Origin of the sequence: Microbacterium sp. Bi121 (genome assembly GCF_918698005.1) — a bacterium.
Classification (GTDB): Bacteria; Actinomycetota; Actinomycetes; order Actinomycetales; family Microbacteriaceae; genus Microbacterium.
Window position 1 is genome coordinate 123,558 of the sequence record NZ_CAKKLJ010000005.1, and the last position, 20,815, is coordinate 144,372.

The 20,815-nt window shown below is 67.2% G+C and carries 22 protein-coding genes; 14 read left to right on the plus strand and 8 right to left on the minus strand.

Annotated features, from left to right (window positions below; translation table 11 throughout):
- The first annotated feature begins 64 nt into the window (after positions 1-64).
- Together LQZ87_RS09545 and LQZ87_RS09550 are read left to right on the plus strand one after the other, a co-directional pair.
- On the plus strand, positions 65-685 hold the full coding sequence (locus LQZ87_RS09545; RefSeq protein WP_230103235.1) for a response regulator: 621 nt from the start codon (positions 65-67) through the stop codon (positions 683-685).
- On the plus strand, positions 685-1,248 hold the full coding sequence (locus LQZ87_RS09550) for a GNAT family N-acetyltransferase (RefSeq protein WP_337458392.1): 564 nt from the start codon (positions 685-687) through the stop codon (positions 1,246-1,248). Before LQZ87_RS09545 ends, LQZ87_RS09550 begins: the two co-directional genes overlap by 1 nt.
- Here the strand turns inward: LQZ87_RS09550 and LQZ87_RS09555 are convergent.
- The gene (locus LQZ87_RS09555; protein ID WP_230103447.1) at positions 1,229-1,633 is read right to left on the minus strand and encodes a hotdog fold thioesterase; all 405 of its coding nucleotides are present in this window, start codon (positions 1,631-1,633) and stop codon (positions 1,229-1,231) included. The genes LQZ87_RS09550 and LQZ87_RS09555 overlap by 20 nt on opposite strands.
- 60 nt (positions 1,634-1,693) lie before the next feature.
- Here LQZ87_RS09555 and polA point away from each other — a divergent pair, with 60 nt between their 5' ends.
- The 9 genes from polA to LQZ87_RS09600 all read left to right on the plus strand — a co-directional run bounded on the left by polA (position 1,694) and on the right by LQZ87_RS09600 (position 11,808).
- Positions 1,694-4,327, plus strand: a complete 2,634-nt coding sequence (gene polA, locus LQZ87_RS09560; protein WP_230103236.1) for a DNA polymerase I — start codon at positions 1,694-1,696, stop codon at positions 4,325-4,327.
- A gap of 35 nt (positions 4,328-4,362) precedes the next feature.
- The gene (locus tag LQZ87_RS09565; RefSeq protein WP_230103237.1) at positions 4,363-6,039 is read left to right on the plus strand and encodes a DUF885 domain-containing protein; all 1,677 of its coding nucleotides are present in this window, start codon (positions 4,363-4,365) and stop codon (positions 6,037-6,039) included.
- Positions 6,040-6,041: 2 nt separating this feature from the next.
- Positions 6,042-7,067: an LLM class flavin-dependent oxidoreductase gene (locus LQZ87_RS09570; RefSeq protein ID WP_230103238.1), complete on the plus strand. Its 1,026-nt coding sequence runs from the start codon at positions 6,042-6,044 to the stop codon at positions 7,065-7,067.
- Positions 7,064-8,410 (plus strand): MFS transporter, encoded by a 1,347-nt coding sequence (locus LQZ87_RS09575; RefSeq protein WP_230103239.1) that lies wholly within the window; start codon positions 7,064-7,066, stop codon positions 8,408-8,410. Before LQZ87_RS09570 ends, LQZ87_RS09575 begins: the two co-directional genes overlap by 4 nt.
- 34 nt (positions 8,411-8,444) lie before the next feature.
- Positions 8,445-9,197, plus strand: a complete 753-nt coding sequence (locus tag LQZ87_RS09580; RefSeq protein WP_230103240.1) for an SGNH/GDSL hydrolase family protein — start codon at positions 8,445-8,447, stop codon at positions 9,195-9,197.
- A complete protein-coding gene (locus LQZ87_RS09585; protein WP_230103241.1) occupies positions 9,194-9,820 on the plus strand; it encodes a hypothetical protein in 627 nt (208 codons plus the stop codon). The genes LQZ87_RS09580 and LQZ87_RS09585 overlap by 4 nt, the downstream gene beginning before the upstream one ends.
- On the plus strand, positions 9,817-10,563 hold the full coding sequence (locus LQZ87_RS09590) for an SUMF1/EgtB/PvdO family nonheme iron enzyme (RefSeq protein ID WP_230103242.1): 747 nt from the start codon (positions 9,817-9,819) through the stop codon (positions 10,561-10,563). Before LQZ87_RS09585 ends, LQZ87_RS09590 begins: the two co-directional genes overlap by 4 nt.
- Positions 10,564-10,585: 22 nt before the next feature.
- Positions 10,586-11,413 (plus strand): arginase family protein, encoded by an 828-nt coding sequence (locus LQZ87_RS09595; protein ID WP_230103243.1) that lies wholly within the window; start codon positions 10,586-10,588, stop codon positions 11,411-11,413.
- Positions 11,414-11,544: 131 nt separating this feature from the next.
- Positions 11,545-11,808 (plus strand): DUF6458 family protein, encoded by a 264-nt coding sequence (locus LQZ87_RS09600; protein ID WP_230103244.1) that lies wholly within the window; start codon positions 11,545-11,547, stop codon positions 11,806-11,808.
- Positions 11,809-11,823: 15 nt separating this feature from the next.
- Here the strand turns inward: LQZ87_RS09600 and LQZ87_RS09605 are convergent, their stop codons facing one another.
- The 3 genes from LQZ87_RS09605 to LQZ87_RS09615 are packed head-to-tail and all read right to left on the minus strand — an operon-like array spanning position 11,824 to position 14,393.
- A complete protein-coding gene (locus tag LQZ87_RS09605) occupies positions 11,824-13,164 on the minus strand; it encodes an MFS transporter (RefSeq protein WP_230103245.1) in 1,341 nt (446 codons plus the stop codon).
- A 9-nt stretch (positions 13,165-13,173) separates the two neighbouring features.
- Positions 13,174-13,746, minus strand: coding sequence for a GNAT family N-acetyltransferase (locus LQZ87_RS09610; protein ID WP_230103246.1), 573 nt, complete (start codon positions 13,744-13,746; stop codon positions 13,174-13,176).
- Positions 13,743-14,393, minus strand: coding sequence for a class I SAM-dependent methyltransferase (locus tag LQZ87_RS09615; protein ID WP_230103247.1), 651 nt, complete (start codon positions 14,391-14,393; stop codon positions 13,743-13,745). The genes LQZ87_RS09610 and LQZ87_RS09615 overlap by 4 nt, the downstream gene beginning before the upstream one ends.
- A gap of 43 nt (positions 14,394-14,436) precedes the next feature.
- Here LQZ87_RS09615 and LQZ87_RS09620 point away from each other — a divergent pair, with 43 nt between their 5' ends.
- Positions 14,437-14,694: a hypothetical protein gene (locus tag LQZ87_RS09620; protein ID WP_230103248.1), complete on the plus strand. Its 258-nt coding sequence runs from the start codon at positions 14,437-14,439 to the stop codon at positions 14,692-14,694.
- Between the two features lie 118 nt (positions 14,695-14,812).
- Here LQZ87_RS09620 and LQZ87_RS09625 read toward each other — a convergent pair whose 3' ends face one another.
- The 3 genes from LQZ87_RS09625 to LQZ87_RS09635 form a co-directional block, all read right to left on the minus strand.
- Entirely contained in the window at positions 14,813-15,295 is a 483-nt protein-coding gene (locus LQZ87_RS09625) for a GrpB family protein (protein WP_230103249.1), read from the minus strand.
- 278 nt (positions 15,296-15,573) lie between these two features.
- Positions 15,574-16,371: a class I SAM-dependent methyltransferase gene (locus tag LQZ87_RS09630; RefSeq protein WP_230103250.1), complete on the minus strand. Its 798-nt coding sequence runs from the start codon at positions 16,369-16,371 to the stop codon at positions 15,574-15,576.
- A gap of 22 nt (positions 16,372-16,393) precedes the next feature.
- On the minus strand, positions 16,394-18,751 hold the full coding sequence (locus tag LQZ87_RS09635) for an excinuclease ABC subunit UvrA (RefSeq protein ID WP_230103251.1): 2,358 nt from the start codon (positions 18,749-18,751) through the stop codon (positions 16,394-16,396).
- Positions 18,752-18,846: 95 nt separating this feature from the next.
- Between LQZ87_RS09635 and LQZ87_RS09640 the strand changes: the two genes are divergently transcribed.
- Positions 18,847-19,434, plus strand: a complete 588-nt coding sequence (locus LQZ87_RS09640) for a DUF308 domain-containing protein (protein WP_230103252.1) — start codon at positions 18,847-18,849, stop codon at positions 19,432-19,434.
- An 8-nt stretch (positions 19,435-19,442) separates the two neighbouring features.
- Here LQZ87_RS09640 and LQZ87_RS09645 read toward each other — a convergent pair whose 3' ends face one another.
- Positions 19,443-20,207: an SDR family oxidoreductase gene (locus LQZ87_RS09645; RefSeq protein WP_230103253.1), complete on the minus strand. Its 765-nt coding sequence runs from the start codon at positions 20,205-20,207 to the stop codon at positions 19,443-19,445.
- A 122-nt stretch (positions 20,208-20,329) separates the two neighbouring features.
- On the opposite strand from LQZ87_RS09645, the gene LQZ87_RS09650 reads away from it, so the two are divergent.
- The gene (locus LQZ87_RS09650; protein ID WP_230103254.1) at positions 20,330-20,803 is read left to right on the plus strand and encodes an NfeD family protein; all 474 of its coding nucleotides are present in this window, start codon (positions 20,330-20,332) and stop codon (positions 20,801-20,803) included.
- The last annotated feature ends 12 nt before the right edge of the window (positions 20,804-20,815 follow it).

The window sequence follows — 20,815 nt, forward strand, 5'->3', positions numbered from 1 at the left end:
CCTCCCGTCCACACCTGGGGCGGATGCGGCGGGCTGCGAGCCGCCGTCCCCTAGAATGGAACCTGTGACCGAGCAAGAACTGTCTGAGCAGCCCACGGCATCCGCCCCGCGACGCGTCGTCGTCGCCGAAGACGAATCGCTGATCCGACTCGACATCGTCGAGATCCTGCGCGACAACGGCTTCGACGTGGTCGGCGAAGCAGGTGACGGTGAGACGGCGGTCGCCCTCGCAACCGAACTGCGACCCGACCTCGTCATCATGGACGTCAAGATGCCGCAGCTCGACGGCATCAGCGCCGCTGAGCGCCTGCACAAGGCGAACATCGCACCCGTCGTCCTCCTCACCGCCTTCAGCCAGAAGGAGCTCGTCGAGCGTGCCAGCGAGGCCGGCGCTCTGGCGTACGTCGTGAAGCCCTTCACGCCGAACGACCTGCTGCCCGCCATCGAGATCGCCCTCGCCCGCCACGAGCAGATCATCACGCTCGAGGCCGAGGTCGCCGACATGGTCGAGCGCTTCGAGACGCGCAAGCTCGTCGATCGGGCCAAGGGTCTGCTCAACGAGAAGATGGGACTGTCGGAGCCCGAGGCGTTCCGCTGGATCCAGAAGGCGTCGATGGACCGCCGACTGACGATGCAGGACGTCGCCAAGGCCATCATCGAGCAGCTCGCACCGAAGAAGTCCTGATCGAGTTCGGAACGGACGTCCGGCTCCGTCCGCTCGAAGCGCACGACGGGGAGGCTCTCGCCGCGGCGTTCGCCCGCAACCGCGCGCATCTCGCGCCGTGGGATCCAGAGCGGGACGAGTCGTTCTTCAGCGAGCGCGAGCAGCGGCGACTGATCGTCGCGCTGCTGGCGGATCGGGATGCCGGACGCAGCGACCCGTTCGTCCTCATCCGCGCGGACGACGACGCGATCGTCGGCCGCGTGAACCTCAGCAACATCGTTCGCGGCGCGTTCCACAGCGCCGACCTCGGCTACTGGATCGACTCAGCCCTGGCCGGTCACGGTCTGATGACCAGAGCGGTCGCGGCGGTCGTCGAGCACGCGGCGTCCGCGTTGGAGCTGCACCGCCTGCAGGCCTCGACGCTGCTTCACAACGCCGCATCGCAGCGGGTGCTCGCGGCGAACGGCTTCGAACGCATCGGCATGGCACCTGCGTATCTGCGGATCGCGGGGGAGTGGCAGGACCACTACCTCTTCCAGCGGATCCTCACTCGAGACGGACTCGTCAGGCCGGCAGCGGTCTGATCATGTTCGTGATCCGGATCGTCGAGCAACGCCTGCCCTGATCGTCGCTCACGACGATCTCATGCACCATCATGCTGCGTCCGAGGTGGATCGGTGTGCACACGCCCGTGACGATGCCCGATGTCGCCGAACGGGTGTGCGTGGCGTTGATGTCGACGCCGACGGCGAGCTTCCCCGGGCCGGCGGCGAGGTTCGCCGACATCGAGCCGAGGGACTCGCCCAGCACGACGTACGCGCCGCCGTGCAGCAGCCCGACCGGCTGCGTGTTGCCTTCGACGGGCATCGTGGCGACGCTGCGCTCGATCGAGAACTCCGTGAACTCGATGCCCATCTTCTCGGCAAGGGCCCCCATGCCGCGCTGCGTGGCCCACTCCAGTCCGGTCATCCGGGTCTCGGTCACGGATCCTCCTCAGCGGGTGTCTGCCGTCCTCGTTAGGCTGTCAGAGTGACGGACTCCGCAAAGCCTACCCTCATGGTCGTCGACGGCCATTCGCTCGCATACCGGGCGTTCTTCGCTCTTCCGGTCGAGAATTTCACGACCAAGGACAACCAGCACACGAACGCCATCTACGGGTTCCTGTCGATGCTCGTGAACCTCATCAAGGCAGAGCAGCCGACGCACATGGCGATCGCCTTCGATACGTCACGGCACTCCTTCCGTACCGACGAGTACCCCGAGTACAAGGCGACCCGCTCCGAGACCCCGCAGGAGTTCCGCGGGCAGATCCCGCTGCTGCAGGACTGCCTCGCCGCGATGTCGATCCCGGTGCTGACGAAGGAGGGCATCGAGGCTGACGACATCCTCGCAACGCTCGCCAAGCAGGGGTCGGAGCAGGGTTTCGACGTGCTCGTCGTCTCGGGCGACCGAGACACCATCCAGCTCGTCAACGACGAGGTGACGCTGCTCTACCCGTCCGTGCAGGGCGTCTCGCAGCTGAAGCGCTACGACCCGACGACCGTGCAGGAGCGCTACGGCGTCCGCCCGGAGCAGTATCCGGACATCGCAGCACTGGTCGGCGAGACCAGCGACAACCTTCCCGGCGTTCCGAAGGTGGGTGAGAAGACCGCGGTCAAGTGGCTCACGCAGTTCGGGTCGCTCGATGAGCTGCTCGATCGCGCGGAGGAGATCAAGGGCGTCGTCGGCGGCAACCTCCGCGATCACATGGACGACGTGCGCCGCAACCGCAAGCTCAACCGCCTCCTCACGGACGTCGAGCTGCCCGTCGCCCCGGCTGACCTCGTCGTGGTTCCGGCCGATGTGCAGGCGATCCGCGACATCTTCGCCCGTCTCGAGTTCCGCACCCTCCTCCCACGCGTGTTCGACGCCGTCGGCACCGGCGAGGATCCCGCCGAGTCAGAGCCCGCTGTCGCTCTGCCCAGTCCCGTCGAAGCCGACGTGACCGCCCTCGTCGCCTGGCTGCAGGCACAGCAGGGCGAACTGGCGGTGACCGTCGTCACGAACGGCGGCCTCGCCACTCGGATCGGTGTCGCGAGCCTCTCCGAACTGCGCGAGACGAACTGGTCCGACGACGCAGCCGACGCGCTCCGGCCCTGGCTCGAATCGGATGCCGCGAAGGTGTTCAACGACGCCAAACCGCAGGTGAAGGCACTGCTGCGCGCGGGGATCCGCCTCGGCGGGCTCGCCTACGACACGCTGCTGGCCGGCTGGCTGCTGCGCCCGAGCCTCCCCGACAAGACGCTCTCGCACCTGGTCGAGCGCTATCTCGGCGAGAAGCTCCCGGTCGCAGATCCGACACAGCTCGTCCCCGAGACCGACGGCGCGACGCCGTCGCAGGAGGCGTGGTTCACGCTTCGCACCGCCGCCGCACTCCGCGAGGACGTGCCAGAGTCGGTGGCATCCGTCCTCCTCGACATCGAACTGCCGACACTGCTGACCCTCGCCGACATGGAGATGGCCGGCGTCGCTGTCTCCCACGACGTCCTCTCGACCTTCTCCGGCGAACTCGCGACGCGCACAGATGGCCTCGCGACCGAAGCGTTCGCGCTGGTGGGCCGCGAGTTCAACCTCGGGTCGCCGAAGCAGCTGCAGGAGGTGCTGTTCGAGGATCTGCAACTGCCCAAGACACGCAAGACCAAGACCGGCTACTCGACGGATGCCGCTGTCCTCGCCGACCTGCAGGAGAGCCACCCGCATCCCTTCCTCGACCTGCTTTTGCAGCACCGCGAGGCGACGAAGCTCCGGCAGATCATCGAGACCCTGGACACCGCGATCAAGGATGACAGCCGCATCCACACGACGTACGTGCAGACCGGCAGCCAGACAGGACGCCTGTCCAGCACAGATCCGAACCTGCAGAACATCCCGGTGCGCACCGAGGAGTCGCGTCGCATCCGCAGCGCCTTCGAGGTCGGCGAGGGGTACGAGACTCTGCTGACGGCCGACTACTCGCAGATCGAGATGCGCATCATGGCGCATCTCTCAGGAGATGAGGGGTTGATCGAGGCGTTCAACAGCGGTGAAGACCTGCACCGCTTCGTCGGCGCCCGTGTCTTCGGCGTCGAGCCGGCCGACGTCACATCGGCGATGCGCACCAAGGTCAAGGCCATGTCGTACGGCCTGGTCTACGGGCTGAGCGCATTCGGCCTGTCCAAGCAGCTGCGAATCGAGCAGTCCGAGGCGAAGCAGCTCATGGTCGAGTACTTCGCGCGGTTCGGAGCCGTGCGCGACTATCTGCGCGCTTCGGTGATGAAGGCGAAGGAAGACGGGTACACCGAGACGATCTTCGGTCGTCGTCGGCCGTTCCCCGACCTGTCCAGCCCGAACAGGGTGCTGCGCGAGAACGCCGAGCGCGCCGCGCTCAACGCACCCATCCAGGGCAGCGCGGCCGACGTCATGAAGATCGCCCTGTTCCGCATCCACGCCGACCTGCGCGCCGCGGACATGCGCTCGCGCGCCCTGCTGCAGATCCACGACGAACTCGTCGTGGAGGTCGCACCGGGCGAGTGGGATGCCGCCGAGCAGATCGTCCGGTCTCAGATGGCGGGCGCCGCGGACCTGACCGTCCCGCTCGATGTTCAGGTGGGCCGTGGCCGCGATTGGAACGAGGCGGCCCACTAGACGTTGCGAGCCGGCGCGGCGCTACGCTGAACTTCATGACGCAAACCCCGCGCACACCCACAGCCATCGACAAGGTCGCTGACAAGTGGGTCGACACCCTCGCAGACCTCGACCCGACTCTCGGCACCTATATCGGCCGCGACGAGGGGAACGACCGCTACGGCGACCTCAGCCCCGAAGGGCACGAGCGCTACATCGCCGCCGTGCGGCAGACCCGCGATGAGCTTGCCGCGCTCAACCCGTCCGACCCCATCGACGAGGTCACGAAGACCGATCTGCTGAGCGAGCTCGACCTCGAGCTGGAGTTCGACGACGCGCAATGGCACCTGCGCGATCTGAACGTGATCGCCTCCGCAGCCCAGGACGTCCGTCAGGTCTACGATCTGATGCCCACGGCGACAGCCGATGACTGGGAGACGATCGCCAAGCGCCTCGCGGCGGTCCCTGCTGCTCTGCGCGGCTACGCGGCAACGCTCCGTCAGGGCATCGACAGCGGCGTGGTCCCTGCCCGGCGGCAGGTCGTCGAAGTCGCGGGTCAGATCGTCCGCTACACCGCGGATGACGGATTCTTCGCCTCCTTCGTCGCCGATGCCGCACCGGCCGAGGGCGGGCTTCCCGCATCCCTCGCCCGTGATCTCGCCGACAGCGCGTCGGCCGCCCGCGTCGCCTACGACGAGCTGCGCGACTTCCTCGTCGGAACACTGGCACCAGCGGCATCCGACGTCGACGCGGTAGGTCGCGACGTCTACGCACTGCATTCCCGGCGGTTCCTCGGAGCGAAGATCGACCTCGACGAGACGTACGAGTGGGGTCGAGAAGAGCTCGCACGCATGGTCGCAGAGCAGACCGCGATCGCGAACGAGATTCTGCCCGGATCCACCGTCGAGGAGGCCGTCGCTCATCTGGAGGCCGACCCGTCGCGCAAGCTGCACGGCACCGAGGCGCTCCAGAAGTGGATGCAGGAGACCAGCGACCGGGCCGTCGCCGAGCTCGCAGCGACGCACTTCGACATCCCCGAGAAGATCCGCACGATCGAGTGCATGATCGCTCCCACGCAGGAGGGCGGCATCTACTACACCGGCCCGACAGACGACTTCTCGCGTCCAGGGCGCATGTGGTGGTCCGTGCCGGAGGGCGTGACCGAGTTCGACACCTGGCGCGAGCTGACGACGGTCTATCACGAGGGCGTCCCGGGCCATCACCTGCAGATCGCGCAGGCGGTGTACAACCGTGCGGAGCTCAACTCCTGGCGGCGTCTGCTCGCCGGAACCTCGGGTCACGCAGAGGGCTGGGCCCTGTACGCCGAGCGGCTGATGCAGCAGCTCGGATACCTCGACGACCCGGCGGATCGCCTCGGCATGCTCGACGGCCAGCGCATGCGAGCCGCTCGCGTCGTGCTCGACATCGGCGTTCACCTCGGCAAGGCCCGGCCTGACGGGGACGGCATCTGGGAGGCCGACTACGCTCTCGACTTCATGCGCCAGAACGTGAACATGTCGGATGAGTTCGTGCAGTTCGAGGTCAATCGATACCTCGGCTGGCCCGGACAGGCGCCGTCGTACAAGGTCGGCCAGCGGATCTGGGAGCAGGTCCGCGATGCGTACCAGGCCGAGCAGGGCGACGGATTCGACATCAAGAGCTTCCACAAGCGCGCGCTCGACATGGGCGGTGTCGGGCTGGACACTCTGCGCACGGCTCTGCTGAAGAAGTAGGCATGGACATCGAGTTCGGTCTCGACACGTTCGGCGACATCACCCGTGACGCTGACGGGCAGCTGCTGACGGCCGCGCAGACGATCCGGAACATCGTCGCACAAGCGGAACTGGCGGACAGCGTTGGCGTGGACTTCTTCGGAGTGGGGGAGCACCACCGCACCGAGTTCGCCGTGTCGGCGCCCGAGATGGTCCTCGCCGCGATCGCATCGAAAACGCAGCGCATCCGTCTCGGAACAGCGGTGACGGTGCTCTCCTCGGATGATCCGGTCCGCGTGTTCGAGCGTTTCGCGACGCTGGATGCCGTGTCATCCGGTCGTGCGGAGGTCGTGCTCGGTCGCGGTTCGTTCATCGAGTCCTTCCCGCTGTTCGGATTCGACCTGCGCGACTACGAGGCGTTGTTCGAGGAGAAGCTCGAGCTGTTCGTCGAGCTTCTGAAGGAGCAGCCGGTAATCTGGTCGGGCACGATGCGGCCGAGCTTGGAGGGGGCGGACGTGTTCCCGAAGACCGAGAACGGTCTTCGCACATGGGTGGGTGTGGGCGGCAGTCCGGAGTCGGTCGTCCGCGTGGCCCGGCACGGACTGGGGCTCATGCTCGCGATCATCGGCGGCCCAGCGGCGCGCTTCAAGCCGTTCGTGGATCTCTACCATCGCTCGGTCACGACATTCGGGACGACGGAGCATCCGATCGCCGTCCATTCGCCCGGCCATATCGCTGCAACCGACGAAGAGGCGTGGGAGGCCGCGTACCCGGGGTTCGAGTCGATGAACAGCACCATCGGCAAGGAGCGCGGGTGGCCGCCGTACAGTCGCGCCCGGTTCCAGAACGACGTCGGCGAGGCGGGGGCGATCTACTCCGGTTCGCCCGAGCGCGTCGCGGAGAAGATCGCGGGCACGATCCGCACGCTCGGGATCGGCCGCTTCGACCTCAAGTACGCGACCGGCACACTCGGCCATGATCAGATGATGCGCAGCATCGAGCTGTACGGCACCGAGGTCATCCCGCGCGTGCGAGAGCTGCTCGCATGACCGAGGCCGTGCCGAGCCGGGCGACGCTCGCACACCGGCTCGATGACCTGCCGTTCACCCGCCGCCACCTGCGCCTGCTCACCGGCTCCGGCCTCGGTTGGGCCCTGGACGCCATGGACGTCGGGCTCATCTCGTTCATCCTCGCAGCGCTCGCCCAGCACTGGGACATCACGAAGACCGAAAGCGGCTGGATCGCATCGGTCGGCTTCATCGGCATGGCGCTCGGGGCGAGTCTCGGCGGACTGTTGGCAGACCGGTTCGGGCGTCGTCAGGTGTTCGCGATCACCCTGCTCGTCTATGGCCTCGCGACCGGCGCGAGCGCCCTGGCCGGCGGCGTGGCGATTCTGCTGGTGCTGCGCTTCTTCGTCGGACTGGGCCTCGGCGCCGAGCTGCCCGTCGCATCGACGTACGTAAGCGAGTTCGCACCGGCCAGGATCCGCGGCCGCTTGATCGTGATCCTCGAGGCGTTCTGGGCGGTGGGCTGGACGGCTGCCGCACTGATCGGCTATTTCGTCATCCCGGCATCCGCCGACGGCTGGCGCTGGGCTTTCGCGCTCGGCGCGGTCCCGGCGCTCTACGCTCTGATCGTGCGCTGGGGCCTGCCGGAATCGCCGCGCTGGCTCGCCTCGCGCGGCAAGTTCGCAGAGGCGGAGCGGATCGTCGCGAAGTTCGAGGCCGACGCCGGCGTCGTGGCGAGCCCGGCACCGCGTTCCGGACCGACCAGGGTGATCGCCGCGTCGGCGGCGGCACGGCTCAGCACGCTGTGGTCCACCGAGTTCCGCGTGCGCACGCTGTGCATCTGGCTGGTCTGGTTCTGCGTGAACTTCGCCTACTACGGCGCCTTCATCTGGATCCCGAGCATCCTCGTCGATGCCGGGTACGACCTCGTCCGCTCCTTCGGGTTCACGCTCATCATCACGCTGGCGCAGCTTCCCGGCTACGCGGTCGCGGCCTGGCTCATCGAGGTGTGGGGGAGGCGGGCGACCTTGTCCGTCTTCCTCGTCGGGTCGGCCGTGTCCGCCATCCTCTTCGGAACGGCGAGCGGCGAAGCCGCAATCATCGCCTCCGGCATGGCGCTGTCGTTCTTCAATCTCGGAGCCTGGGGTGCGCTGTACGCTGTGACGCCGGAGATCTATCCGACGTCGCTGCGCGGCACCGGGTCAGGCTGGGCGGCAGGCGTCGGCCGGATCGCGTCGATCGTGGCGCCACTGCTCGTTCCCTCGTTGCTCGTCGCCGGGGGAGCGCCGCTGCTCTTCGTCGTGTTCGCCGCGTTCTTCGTGGTCGCAGCGCTTGCAGCATGGGGACTCGTCGATCGCCGTGGACAGGCGCTCGACGACCGGTGACGCGCGGCCCCCCGAACGGGAATAGGCTGGCTGAGTGAGTGGTGTGAGGTTCGTGGCGATCGGTGATTCGTTCACCGAGGGCGTCGGTGATGAGCTGCCGGATGGTCGCGTACGCGGTTGGGCCGATATCGCAGCCCAGGGCTGGGCGGATGCTGTCGGCCACCCGATCCAGTACGCGAACTTCGCCATCAGAGGCAAGCTCGCCTGGCCCATCGTAGAGGAGCAGCTCGAGCCGGCGCTCGCACTGCGGCCGACGCACCTGTCGTTCAACGGCGGGGGCAATGACATGCTGCGGCCCCGCACGCGTATAGAGCACATCGCCGATACCTTCTCGCGCGTGCTCCGGCGCTGCGACGAGGAGGGCGTCACCCTGATCCTGCTGTCGGGCGCCAACCCGGCGGGCCAGCTTCCGATGGGATCCCTGATCCAGCGTCGTGGCGACGAGCTGTCTGCCGCGGTGCTGCGCAGGGTCGCCGACCGTGACGACGTGATCCGCGCCCTGAACTGGCCCGATCGCGAGCTCTCGACCGGCGCCTACTGGTCGGAGGACCGGCTGCACATGAACGCCAACGGGCACCACCGCGTCGCCGCGCGCGTGCTCCAAGGGCTCGGCTACGAACCGCCGGCGGCGTGGTGGTCCCCGGCGTCGCAGATCGGCGGCGCCTCTGGACTGGCGTACTACCGTCAGCACGTCGGACCCTGGGTCAAGCGCCGGCTCACGCGCACCTCGTCCGGCGACGGACGAACACCCAAGTATCCGACCTGGGTGGAAAGAGCTCCGCAGTGAGCCGCGTGCGCGGCCGTCGGCTCCCTCGTCGGATCGCGCAGCTGCTCATCGGCCTCTTCCTGTACGGCATCGGCATCGCCTTCATGGTTCGCGGCGAGATCGGTGCCGCCCCGTGGGACGTCCTTTCGCAGGGGATCGCGCGCCACGTGCCGTTGACGTTCGGGGTGATCACGATCCTGACGAGCGTCGTCGTGCTGCTGCTGTGGCTGCCGCTGCGGCAGCGGTACGGCATCGGCACGCTGCTGAACGCGCTGCTCGTCGGGCCATCCGCTGACGTGGGCTTGTTCCTCATCCCCACGGGGCAGCCGCTCTGGCTGCGCGTCTGCTTCTTCGTGATCGGCCTGCTCGTCCTCGCCGCTGCGACCGGTCTCTACATCGGGGCTCACTTCGGGCCAGGACCGCGCGACGGCCTCATGACCGGCCTGCACAGGCGCACCGGGTGGCCGATCTGGATCGTGCGCACGAGCCTCGAGATCGTCGTGGTCGCGGTCGGGTGGTCGCTCGGCGGCAATGTGGGGATCGGAACCCTGGCGTTCGCCCTGCTCGTAGGGCCGCTCTGCCAGTACTTCATGCGCGTCTTCGCCGTGCGCGTCCCTGCTCGTACCGAGAGCGGCGCAGCGTGAGCGACTTCGAGATGGCACGCATCCCTGCGGGCACGGTGACATTGCACGATGCGCGCACGAGGACCCGGCGGACCGTCGATCTCGAATCCTTCGAGATCGGGGCGTACGCGGTGACCGAGGAGCAGTTCGCCGAAGTGCTCGGCATTACGGCCCAGCATCCGCGGCGCCCGGCATCCGATCTCAGCTGGCTGCGCGCGATCCGCTTCTGCAACGCGGCATCCGAGTGGGAGGGCCTCGACCGCGCCTACTCGTTCGACGGCGAGCAGGTCACGTGGCACGTCGACAGCGACGGGTACCGACTGCCCACGGAGGCCGAGTGGGAGTACGCCTGCCGGGCGGGCTCGACAGCACCGCACTACGGACCGTTGACCGATATCGCATGGACCTCGGCCGATGGCGTCAGCAGCCCGCAGAATGTCGGTGCGCGGCTACCGAATCTGTTCGGTCTGTTCGACACGCTCGGCAACGTGTGGGAGTGGTGCTGGGACCTGCTGGATCCGGCCCGCTACGACGAGTACCGCGTGTTTCGCGGTGGCGGGTACAGCGACGACGCGTGGAGCGTGCGAGCCTCGGTCCGCCGTGGCGGAGCGCCGCGCATGCACCACGAGGATGTCGGGATGCGTCTCGCGCGTGGCGGCTTCGACACGGTCGATGCCGCACAGGGCTGGTCCGCATCGGTGGATGCTGAGCGCGGAGACACGGACGGTGCGCTGCCCTCGGGGTGGACGCCACGCGGACGATGACGGGTTCGCAGAAGGAGAGAGCATGACGCAGGTGAATGATTCGACACGGAACTTCGGGCTCATCGTCTCGCAGGGTCGCGTCGCCGACCGCACGGACGGTGCGCTGCTCGGAGCGCGAGCTGCGGCGGACGCGTTGGAGGAGTATCTGGGCACGACCGCAGTCGTCACCGGATCGCCGGAGGCGGGCCGCATCGACGACTGGACGGCCGCGCTTCCGGCCGCTCAGGACACGCTGCACGGCCTTCGCGATGCCGTCGCGGATTCATTGGATGCCGGCGACACCCCCGTGCTGCTCACGAACACCTGCGCCGCGAGCCTGGGGACGCTGCCGACCGTGGCTCAGCGTTTTCCGGATGCCGTCGTGCTGTGGATCGACGCGCACGGAGACTTCAACACGCCCGAGACCACGGAGTCCGGATATCTCGGGGGCATGGTGCTGGCTGCGGCGTGCGGCCTGTGGGACAGCGGTCACGGCGCCGGGCTGGATCCTGAGCAGGTCATCGTCGTCGGCGGACGCGATATCGATGAGGCCGAAGGCGAGCTGCTGTCGTCCGCCGGTGTGCGCGTGCTCGCCCCCGCAGAGGTGACGGCGGCGCGCGTCGCCGAACTCGTTGCTGGTCGGGACGTCTGGATCCACGTGGACTGGGACGTTCTCGAGCCGGGGTACATCCCCGCCGCCTACCGCGTGCCGGGCGGCCTCCGCCCTCACCAGATCGCGGATGTCTTCACGGCGCTGCGTGATCAGGTCAGGGGAGTGGAACTCGCGGAGTTCGAGTACGGCGACACGGATGTGCCCTCACCCGTGAGCGTCGAGCTGATCCTCGAGACCTTCCAATCCCTCGTGCGCTGACTGACCTATGCCGTACGTCGCGATACCCTGTCAACCCGTTGCCGCGTGAGCGGTCTTCCTGCCAGTATCGAGGTCTCACAGGGGCGTGGCCCCTGGACGTGTGCCGAAACGCGGCACCGGAAGGGAAGACCATGAGCATCGGTACAGGAATCGTGTTGTTCGTGATCGGCGCCATTCTGGCGTTCGCGATCAACGTCGAGGTGGAATGGGCGAACCTCGACATGATCGGCTACATCCTCATGGGTGCAGGAGCCGTGATCTTCATCATCGGGCTGATCCTGGTCGCCCGGCGTCGGCAGAGCAATTCCATCAGCCAGACGACCGTGGACCCCGCTTCCGGGTCGCAGACGACCCGTCGCACCACCAGCGCGCCCGACGATGCAGCAGGGCTCTGAAGCGGCCTGACCCCTCTACTGGACCCGTGAGCGCCGAGTCCGCTCCGGGTCCAGTCCCATGCGGATCCTGGTGTGCTTGCGTTCGATGAGGATGAACGTCATTCCGAGCAGCCACAGCGGCACCTGCATGAGGAACGCCAGGCGGAACGCGTCAAGCGAGTAGGTGTCGGGGGTTCCGGCCCCCTGCAGGTCGAGCGCTATGCCGATGAGGAAGACCGCGAGCAGCGCCGCGATGAATCCGCCCGCGTTCGTCAGCCCGGTCGCGGTGCTGAGCCGATGCGCAGGGTTGTGCGTGCGGGCATGATCGAAGGCGATCATCGACGCGGGGCCGCCCGACGCGAGCGCGACCGCGAGCACGTAGAGAAGCCACAGCGGCGCCGGCCCTGGGTAGCCGATGACTGCCACCCAGGCGAGCAGCTGAACCGTGACCGTGGGGATCACCAGCGCAAGCGATCGCCGATTCGGAATGCGCCGCGAGAGCTCGCCCAGGATAGGGCCCAAAAGCATGCCGACAGCGACATATACCGAGATCAGGGTCGCTGCTTCAGTGGGGGAGAGCCCTTCGCCGGCGGTGAGGAAAGGCATGCCCCACAACAGGACGAACGCTGTGCCGGCGAACGGTGTCGCGAAGTGCGACCAGAACGCCAAGCGGGTGCCAGGGTGCGCCCAGGCCGCGCGGATTCCGATGCCGGTGTCCACGGCTGATGTGACGACGCGCACGACACCGGTGTCGGTGTTGACGGTGACGTCGGCGGCGGCCTCGGGAGGGCGGTTGCGGATCACGGCGAACACGAGGATCGCGAAGAGGATGCCGAGACCGGCGATGCTGCCGAAGGTGATCGTCCACGTCGTGGCGTGGAGGAGGGCCGCGACCGGGATCAGCGCGACGAGCTGCCCGCTCTGCCCGAGCACGCCGGTGAGCTGCACCATGAGCGGACCGCGCTGCGCCGGGAACCATGTCGCGACCAGACGCAGGACAGCGGGGAACACCATGGCGTCGCCCGCGCCGAGAAGGACCCGAGCGAGGATCGCGATGCCGATGCTGGGGGAGAGCGCCATCGTCAGCTGACCTGCGGCCATGAGGACCATGCCCAGGGTGATGATCGGCCGTGCTCCGTAGCGGTCGAGGGCGACGCCGATCGGGATCTGCATGCCGCCGTAGACGGCGAGCTGCACGACAGCGAATAGCGAGAGCGTCGCAGCATCCGCCTGGAAGCGCTCGGCGGCGTCGACGCCGACCGCCCCGAGCGAGGTCCGGTTCGCGATGGCGAGCACATACGCTGCGACGCCGACCGACCAGATCAGCCAGCTGCGCCACCCGGGTGTGGAGACAGGGGAGCGGGTGACATCGGGCACCCTTCCACGCTACTCGTGCTGGGCGCTGCCCAATCGCAGGCCATACAGACAGAGTTCGGGTGATTCGCCCAGATGCAGCGCTGTCGCGACCTCCGCCCAGCCTTGCCGGACGTAGAACTCTCGCGCTCGGCTGGCTTCGGAGTAGGCGGTCAGAACCGCGGTGGAGTAGGGGAGGCCATGGGTGAGTGCGCGCAGGAGCGATCGTGCGACGCCCGCCCGACGATGCTGCGGCGCGGTCGCGAGCTCGACCACGGCGAACGCCGATTCCCCGAACCAGGTCGCGGCGGTGGCAGGCGGCAACTGCGGGGTGATGCGGTCGCGCCACCAGTCGCCGGCGCTGATCCCGCTGCCGAGCGCGAGTCCGGCGATCTCGTCGTCACGCGTGGCGAGAACCAACCGGAAGTCCGGCTTGGTACGCCCGTACGTGTCGACGCGAGCCAAGAACGACGCACGGCTGGCAGCGGGGTCCTCATCGTACGGCGCCTCGGAGAACACAACGGCGTAAAGCTCGGCGGCCTGTGCGAGCTCGTCGGCATCGCCGGCCCACGTGCGCACGGTGACCTGGTCTGGCTCAAGTGTCATCGGGGGTCCTCCCATACCGCGGTGTACCGCCAGAACAGACGCCGTCGCATCCGGATGCTGGGGAGCAGGCGATGCGCGACCGCTTGGATCTGGTCGAAAGTCTGCCGCGCGTCGACGGTGGGTGCCTGCATGTGCAGGGGAGTGGCCGGCGCGCGTCGCGGGTGTCGGATGAATCCGACCAGCGGATTGAGGACGAGGGATGCTGCGCTTCGGAGCCTGTCGGATCGGGTTTCGCTCGCGACACCGACGATCACGATACGACCTCCTGTGCGCAAGGATGCTCGTGCATCGAGGAGTGCGTCCTCCAGCCGCATGTGGTGCAGGGACGCGACGAACACGATCAGATCGTATGCGCCTTCCGCTTCGCCGCCGAACGGGCGCTGCTGGATGGTGACGGCATCCGTCATCTCGAATCGATGGGCCGCGGCCGCAGCGACGTCGACGTCGAGTTCGATGCCGATCACGTGCGGAAAGATCGCCGAGAGCCGCTCGACGAGATTGCCGGTACCGCATCCGACGTCCAGCGCGCTCACACCGCCGCGCCGTCGAACGGCCTTGGCGTTTCTGAGCACAAAGGCTGCGTACGCATCGTTGTGGGACCAGGGGTGGGCGGCGTTGAAGCGCGCGAGCGAGGTCAGGATCCGCACCAACTCATCCTACGGATGCACGAGGTCGCGCTACCGTCGACTCATGGACGCGATCCCGGATCGTCGGCTAGGGCCGGCTGCGAACGCGCGCAAAGCAGCGGAACTGTTCGGGCGGGACGTCCTCATCGACTGGTGTGAGGCGCTGTTGCGGGGTGACGCACTGGATGACGATCCGCGCTATCCCGACATCGCGTGGCTGTGCGGCACAATCGGCTGGCCGAGTCACTGGGCGCGTGTGTGGGGTGCTCGAGGACTTCTGCATCTCGGTCCGCCCGCGAACTCAGTGTTCTGCACGCGCTGAACGACGAGGCGTGGCGAGTTCGGGAGATGGCGCTCAAAGTGATCATCCGGCATGAACTCGACGATCCGCACGGCGCTGTCGCTGCGCTCGTCGCTGACACGAACGAACGGGTGCGCTTTCAGGCTCTTCGCGCGCTGGGGGTGCCCCCGTCGGACCGCTGTGGCCTGTGATGACGCGCACCAGGGGAGCGGCGCGATGAGACTGGATGGCTCTTCCGAGCCCACGCCGTGAACGCGTCCTGCACCTCATCGAAGAACACCGTCTTCGCGCGGGTGTAGTCGTCGTAGTCGGGCTTTCCCGCGTTCGCCTCTGAGAGTCGGACCTTGAGGTCTTCGTAGCGTTCGCGCTCCTGCGGATGGGCACGCACCCAGTCGCGGAACCAGACGGTGTACCGGCCCCAGGGAGAGTCGGCGCGACGGATGTGCACGATCGCCTGCACATCGTCGTTGGTGAAGATGCTCTTGTCCCAGACCTCGTCCGGTACCGCCTCGTCGCCGCGCGGGACGTCGCGGTAGACACCAGGGGAGTCGGGCCGCGATCCGTGGGCCTGCGCGTAGCCGAGTGGACCCAGCCGGTCAGAGAGCTCCCGAACGTCCGGCATCGCAGCAATCGAACCTGCAGATCGATGAATGGCTTCGCCCGTAGACCGGTACGGATGTCGATCCGATGTGGTCGTAGATCGCGACATCCACGCCGGGGATTGGGCAATCGCTTCCAGCTGCCCGGATGCGCGTGTCAGCCACGCAGAATCGTGCGGGTGCAGCTCTGCGGCATTCTTCGGCATGCGAGGAAGACTACGGGACGGAAGGGAGGGGTGGTCGTTCTCGTGTACTGACATAATGTGCATTATCGGCGTTACCGCGATCAAGCGGGCACTCGTTACGGAACGCGACCGATCGCCAACAGGTGGGCGCTCATGTCTCTCACACCGGCGTGCTCGGACGCAGCATCCGCCAGACGCGCCGCGGCACTCTGCAGCTCCGGATCGACGTCCACTGGCAACTGCTCCATGAACACGCCGGCCGGTCCTTCGACGCCATGGACATGCACGTCGACGACGCCCGCCTCCAGCAGCTCCCGCTCCAGCGACTCCGCCGTGTGGAAATGTCCGGCCGGAAATCGCAGTCGCCTCGACGGAGCACCATCTCGCAGCAGAGCGACCCATTCCTCGACGTCCGCTTCAGCGGGATCCCGCGTCAGAAAGATCTGACCAAACGCGACATATCGTGAAATCGCCCCCGCGAAGATCCACCCACCGGAGTCGGTCACACGGCGCGCTTCCTCGATCGCGCGACGCCGGTCGGATGCGGCGCGCAGGTGGTACAAGGGCCCCAGCATCAGAGTCGCGGCGAACGAAGCATCCTCGAAGGGAAGATCACGCGCGTCGCCCACCTGAGCGTCGAGACCCGCTTCCCCGGCGACGGACACGTGCTGCGCAACAGGATCGATGAGCGACACGGCGTACCCACGACCCTGAAGGGTGATCGCATGCGCGCCGGTGCCGCCGCCGATGTCGAGGATGCGCGCACCGGCTGCGACGCGGTCGCAGACGAGCTCCTGCACCCGCCGATGCTCCAGTCGTCCTTGCGCCGAGCGGGAACGAAGCCTGGCGTGCTCATCGAACGCGCCGCCGTAGTACGCCTGGATCCGATCGTCGAGATCCTGTTGATCTGCCACTGTGTCCTCCGCCTCTGCTCGCTCAGGCGCCGACATATTCCGCGAGGTGCTCCCCCGTCAGCGTCTGCTTCGTAGCGACGAGCTCGGCCGGCGTGCCCTCGAACACCACACGACCGCCGGCGTGGCCCGCGCCGGGGCCGACGTCGATGATCCAGTCCCCGTGGGCCATGACCGCCTGGTGATGCTCGATCACGATGACCGTCTTGCCCGCATCCACCAGTCTGTCGAGCAGCCCGAGGATCTTGTCGACGTCCGCGAGATGCAGGCCGGAGGTCGGCTCGTCGAGAACGTAGACATCGCCCTGACCGCCCATCTGGATGGCCAGTTTGACGCGCTGACGCTCGCCGCCGGACAGCGTCGACAGCGGCTGCCCGAGCGACAGATACCCGAGCCCGACATCGTCGAGGCGTTCCAGAATCGCCACGGCAGCCGGGATCTTCGAGTCCGGCTGCGAGAAGAACTCGCGCGCCTCGGCGACAGACAGGTCCAGCACCTCGGTGATGTCCTTGCCGCCGAGCTTGTATTCGAGGACCGCCGCTTGGAACCGCTTGCCGCCGCAGTCCTCGCACGGCGTCTCGATCGTGTCCATGAAGCCGAGCTCGGTGATGATGACGCCGGAGCCCTTGCACGACGGGCACGCACCCTCGGAGTTCGCGCTGAACAGCGCCGGCTTGACCGAGTTCGCCTTGGCGAACGCCTTGCGGATCGGCTCCAGCATCCCGGTGTAGGTCGCCGGATTGCTGCGACGCGAGCCCTTGATGGCGCTCTGGTCGATCGACACGACGCCATCGCGCTTGGACACCGACCCATGGATCAGCGAGCTCTTACCGGAACCGGCGACCCCGGTGACGACCGTGAGCACACCGGTCGGGATGTCGACGTCGACGTCCTGCAGGTTGTTCGTGGACGCGCCGCGCACCTCGATGGCACCTCTCCCCTGCCGGACCGTCGTCTTCACCGTCGCCCGATCGTCCAGATGGCGTCCCGTGATCGTCTCGCTCGCACGCAGACCGTCGACGGTCCCCTCGAAGCAGATCTCCCCTCCCCTGCTTCCCGCGGCGGGACCGAGGTCGACGACGTGGTCGCCGACCGCGATGGTCTCCGGCTTGTGCTCGACCACGAGCACGGTGTTGCCCTTGTCGCGCAGCTTCAGCAGCAGCGAGTTCATCCGCTGGATGTCGTGCGGATGCAACCCGATGGTCGGCTCGTCGAAGACGTAGGTGACATCGGTCAGAGACGAACCGAGGTGGCGCAGCATCTTGATCCGCTGCGCCTCTCCCCCGCTGAGCGTGCCGGACGGTCGCTCGAGGCTGAGGTATCCGAGTCCCAGCGTCACGAACGCGTCCAGGTTGGCCTTCAAGGCGTCCAGGAGCGGACCGGCTCCCGGCAGATCGAGTCCGTTGACCCAGGCAGCGAGATCGGTCACCTGCATCCGGCAAGCCTCGGCGATGCTGATCCCATCGATCTTGGACGACCGCGCGCCTTCCGTCAGGCGCGTCCCGTCGCACTCGGGGCAGGTGGTGAAGGATGCCACGCGCTCCACGAACGCGCGGATGTGCGGCTGGAGGGCGTCGAGGTCCTTCGACAGCATCGCCTTGGTTATCTTCGGGATCAGACCTTCATAGGTCATGTTGATGCCGCTGATCTTGACCTTGGTGACCTCGCCGTAGAGGAAGAGATGGCGCTGCTTGTCGCTGAACTCGCTGATCGGCTTGTCTGCCGGGTAGAAGCCGGATGCCGAGAAGCCCTTCACCATCCAGCCGTCCGCGGTGTAACCCGGCACCATGATGGCGCCCTCGTCGAGGGACTTCGACTCGTCCACGATCTGGGCGAGGTCGAGATCCGATACCGCTCCCCTGCCTTCGCACCGCGGGCACATACCGCCGAGGTAGATCGCATCCTTCACGATCTTCTTCTCGCCGCCCGGGCCCGTCATCACCCCGCTCGCCCGCTGCGTCGGGATGTTGAACGAGAAGGCGGTCGGGCCGCCGATGTACGGCTGACCGAGTTTCGAGAACAGGATGCGAAGCATCGCATTGGCATCCGTCACAGTGCCGACCGTCGAGCGAGGGTTCGCACCCAGCCGCTCCTGGTCGACGATGATCGCGGTGGTGAGCCCTTCGAGCACATCCACGTCGGGCCGCGGCACCGAGGGCATGAACCCCTGCACGAAGGCGCTGTAGGTCTCATCGATCATGCGACGCGACTCAGCTGCGATCGTGTCGAAGACGAGCGAGCTCTTGCCGGAGCCCGAGACGCCGGTGAAGACCGTGAGCCTTCTCTTGGGGATGTCGACACTGACGTCCTTGAGATTGTTCTCCCTCGCTCCCCTGACGCGGATCAGATCGTGCGAGTCGGCGGGGCGTGGCGCGTCGGTCATGAGGAAGATCCTGCCACGCACCTCCCCCATCCAGAACCTTCAGCGCGCTACGCTGAGCACATCCTCCGCAGGATCGTCAGAGAGAGGCGTTTCTCATGTCTGAATCGCTCACGGAAGCGAAGTCGCTGTTCAAGTCCATTCGGGTCACGCTGGCGGTCTCGGGCGCGATCGCTCTCATCGCCGGAATCGTGGTGCTCGCCTGGCCGCTGAAGACCGCATTCATCGTCACCGGGATCATCGCGTCATACCTGGTCATCGCCGGCCTCGTCTACATCGGCCTGGGGATCTTCTCGGGCAAGAAGGGCGGGTGGGCCCGCATCGGCCACATCGTCCTCGGTCTGCTCTACATCGTCGCCGGCGTGGTCGCGTTCACCAATCTCGCTGCAGCCACGGTCACACTCGCCGTCGTCACCGCCGTCTTCCTCGGCGTCAGCTGGATCTTCGACGGAATCGTCGCCCTGACGCTGCTGAACAAGGACGGATCGAAGGCGTGGACGATCCTGTACGCGATCCTGAGCATCGCAGCCGGCGTCATCGTACTGTTCGCTCCGCTGCTGGCCGCCGCAGCGCTCTGGTGGGTCCTCGGCATCGCGATGGTCGTGCTCGGCATCATGCAGATCGTTCGAGCCATCACGCTGGGCCGTGACGAGGCCGCGGTGGCTGCTGCGGCCCCGGCAGCCTGACGGACCGACTACTCCGCGACGAAGCCGCTGGTGTCGCCGACAAGACGGGTGTTGTCGGCGGGAACCGCGTCGAGTGCGGCCTTGGCGACCTCGGCCGCGAACTCCGACACGTTGTAGAGGCGCCCGGCGTCCTCACGCCGAGCGGAGATGGCGCCGGGGTTGGCGCGCTCGAGCAGCGTCGCCGTGATCGTGCCTTCGATCATGTCTCCCGAGACGACCGTGAAGCCGATCCCCTCCTCCTCGAGCGACGGGATCAGCTCCCGCAGGGCATCCTCGCCAGCGCGCTTGGACAGCGCGACCGGCTCGTACTCGGGCATGGTGGGCGTGGTGCGGATGAAGTGCGCCTGGTGGCTCGTGACGAACACGACCCGCGATCCGTCGGCGAGAAGCGGGCGGGCCGCATTCAGCACGTTCAGCTGCGCGTCGCGGTTCAGCGTCAGCGCGTAGTCCTCGGCCATGCCGGACTCCATGCCGCCCGATGCGTTCAGCACGAGGATGTCGAGACGGCCGAACTCGGCACTGACCTGCTCGAACATCGATCCGACCGAGGCCGGGTCGGTGAGGTCGGCGCCGACGACGAGCGCACGCACTCCGTGCTCGCGCAGCTGCGACGCGAGCTTCTCGGCACGCGGAGCCTTGTTGCGGAAGTTGATGACGACGTCTGCACCGGCCTCGGCGAAATAGCGGACGGTGTCCGCGCCGATGCCACGGGACGAGCCGGTTACGAGCGCGACCTTTCCGGCCAGGGAACCTGCGGGCAGAACGTCGGTCACGGTGACTCCTCATGCGGTGGTGAACGCCGCGGAAAGCACGGCCCGTTCACTTTACCAACCGCCCGACACGGGCCGTCTGCGCGTCACTGCTGCGTGATAGGTTGACCGCAAAGGAGGGCGCCATGAACGACGCATCCGTCTTCATCGAGCTGGTCACGGAGTGGGCGTGGATCGGCTGGCTGGTTCTCATCGCGGTATTCCTCGTGATCGAGATGCTCACTCTCGACTTCACCTTCCTCATGCTCGCCCTCGGCAGCGCGGTCGGCCTCATCATGGGCCTCATCGGCCTGCCCCTCTGGGCGCAGCTGATCATCGCCGCAGCCGCCGCCGCGCTGTTCATCCTGATCATCCGGCCGCCGCTGCTGCGGCGTCTGCATCGCGGCGAAGACCCGACCAAATCCAACGTCGACGCTCTCATCGGCCTCCGTGGCACCGCCCTCGCAGACGTGACCAACGTCTCAGGGCAGGTGAAGGTGAGCAACGGCGACACGTGGACGGCACGTGCTGACGGGAGCGTGACCATCCCGGTCGGCGCACCCGTTCTCATCACCGCGATCAACGGGGCGACGGCGATCGTCCGCCCCGCCAACGACTAGCACCATCGACGA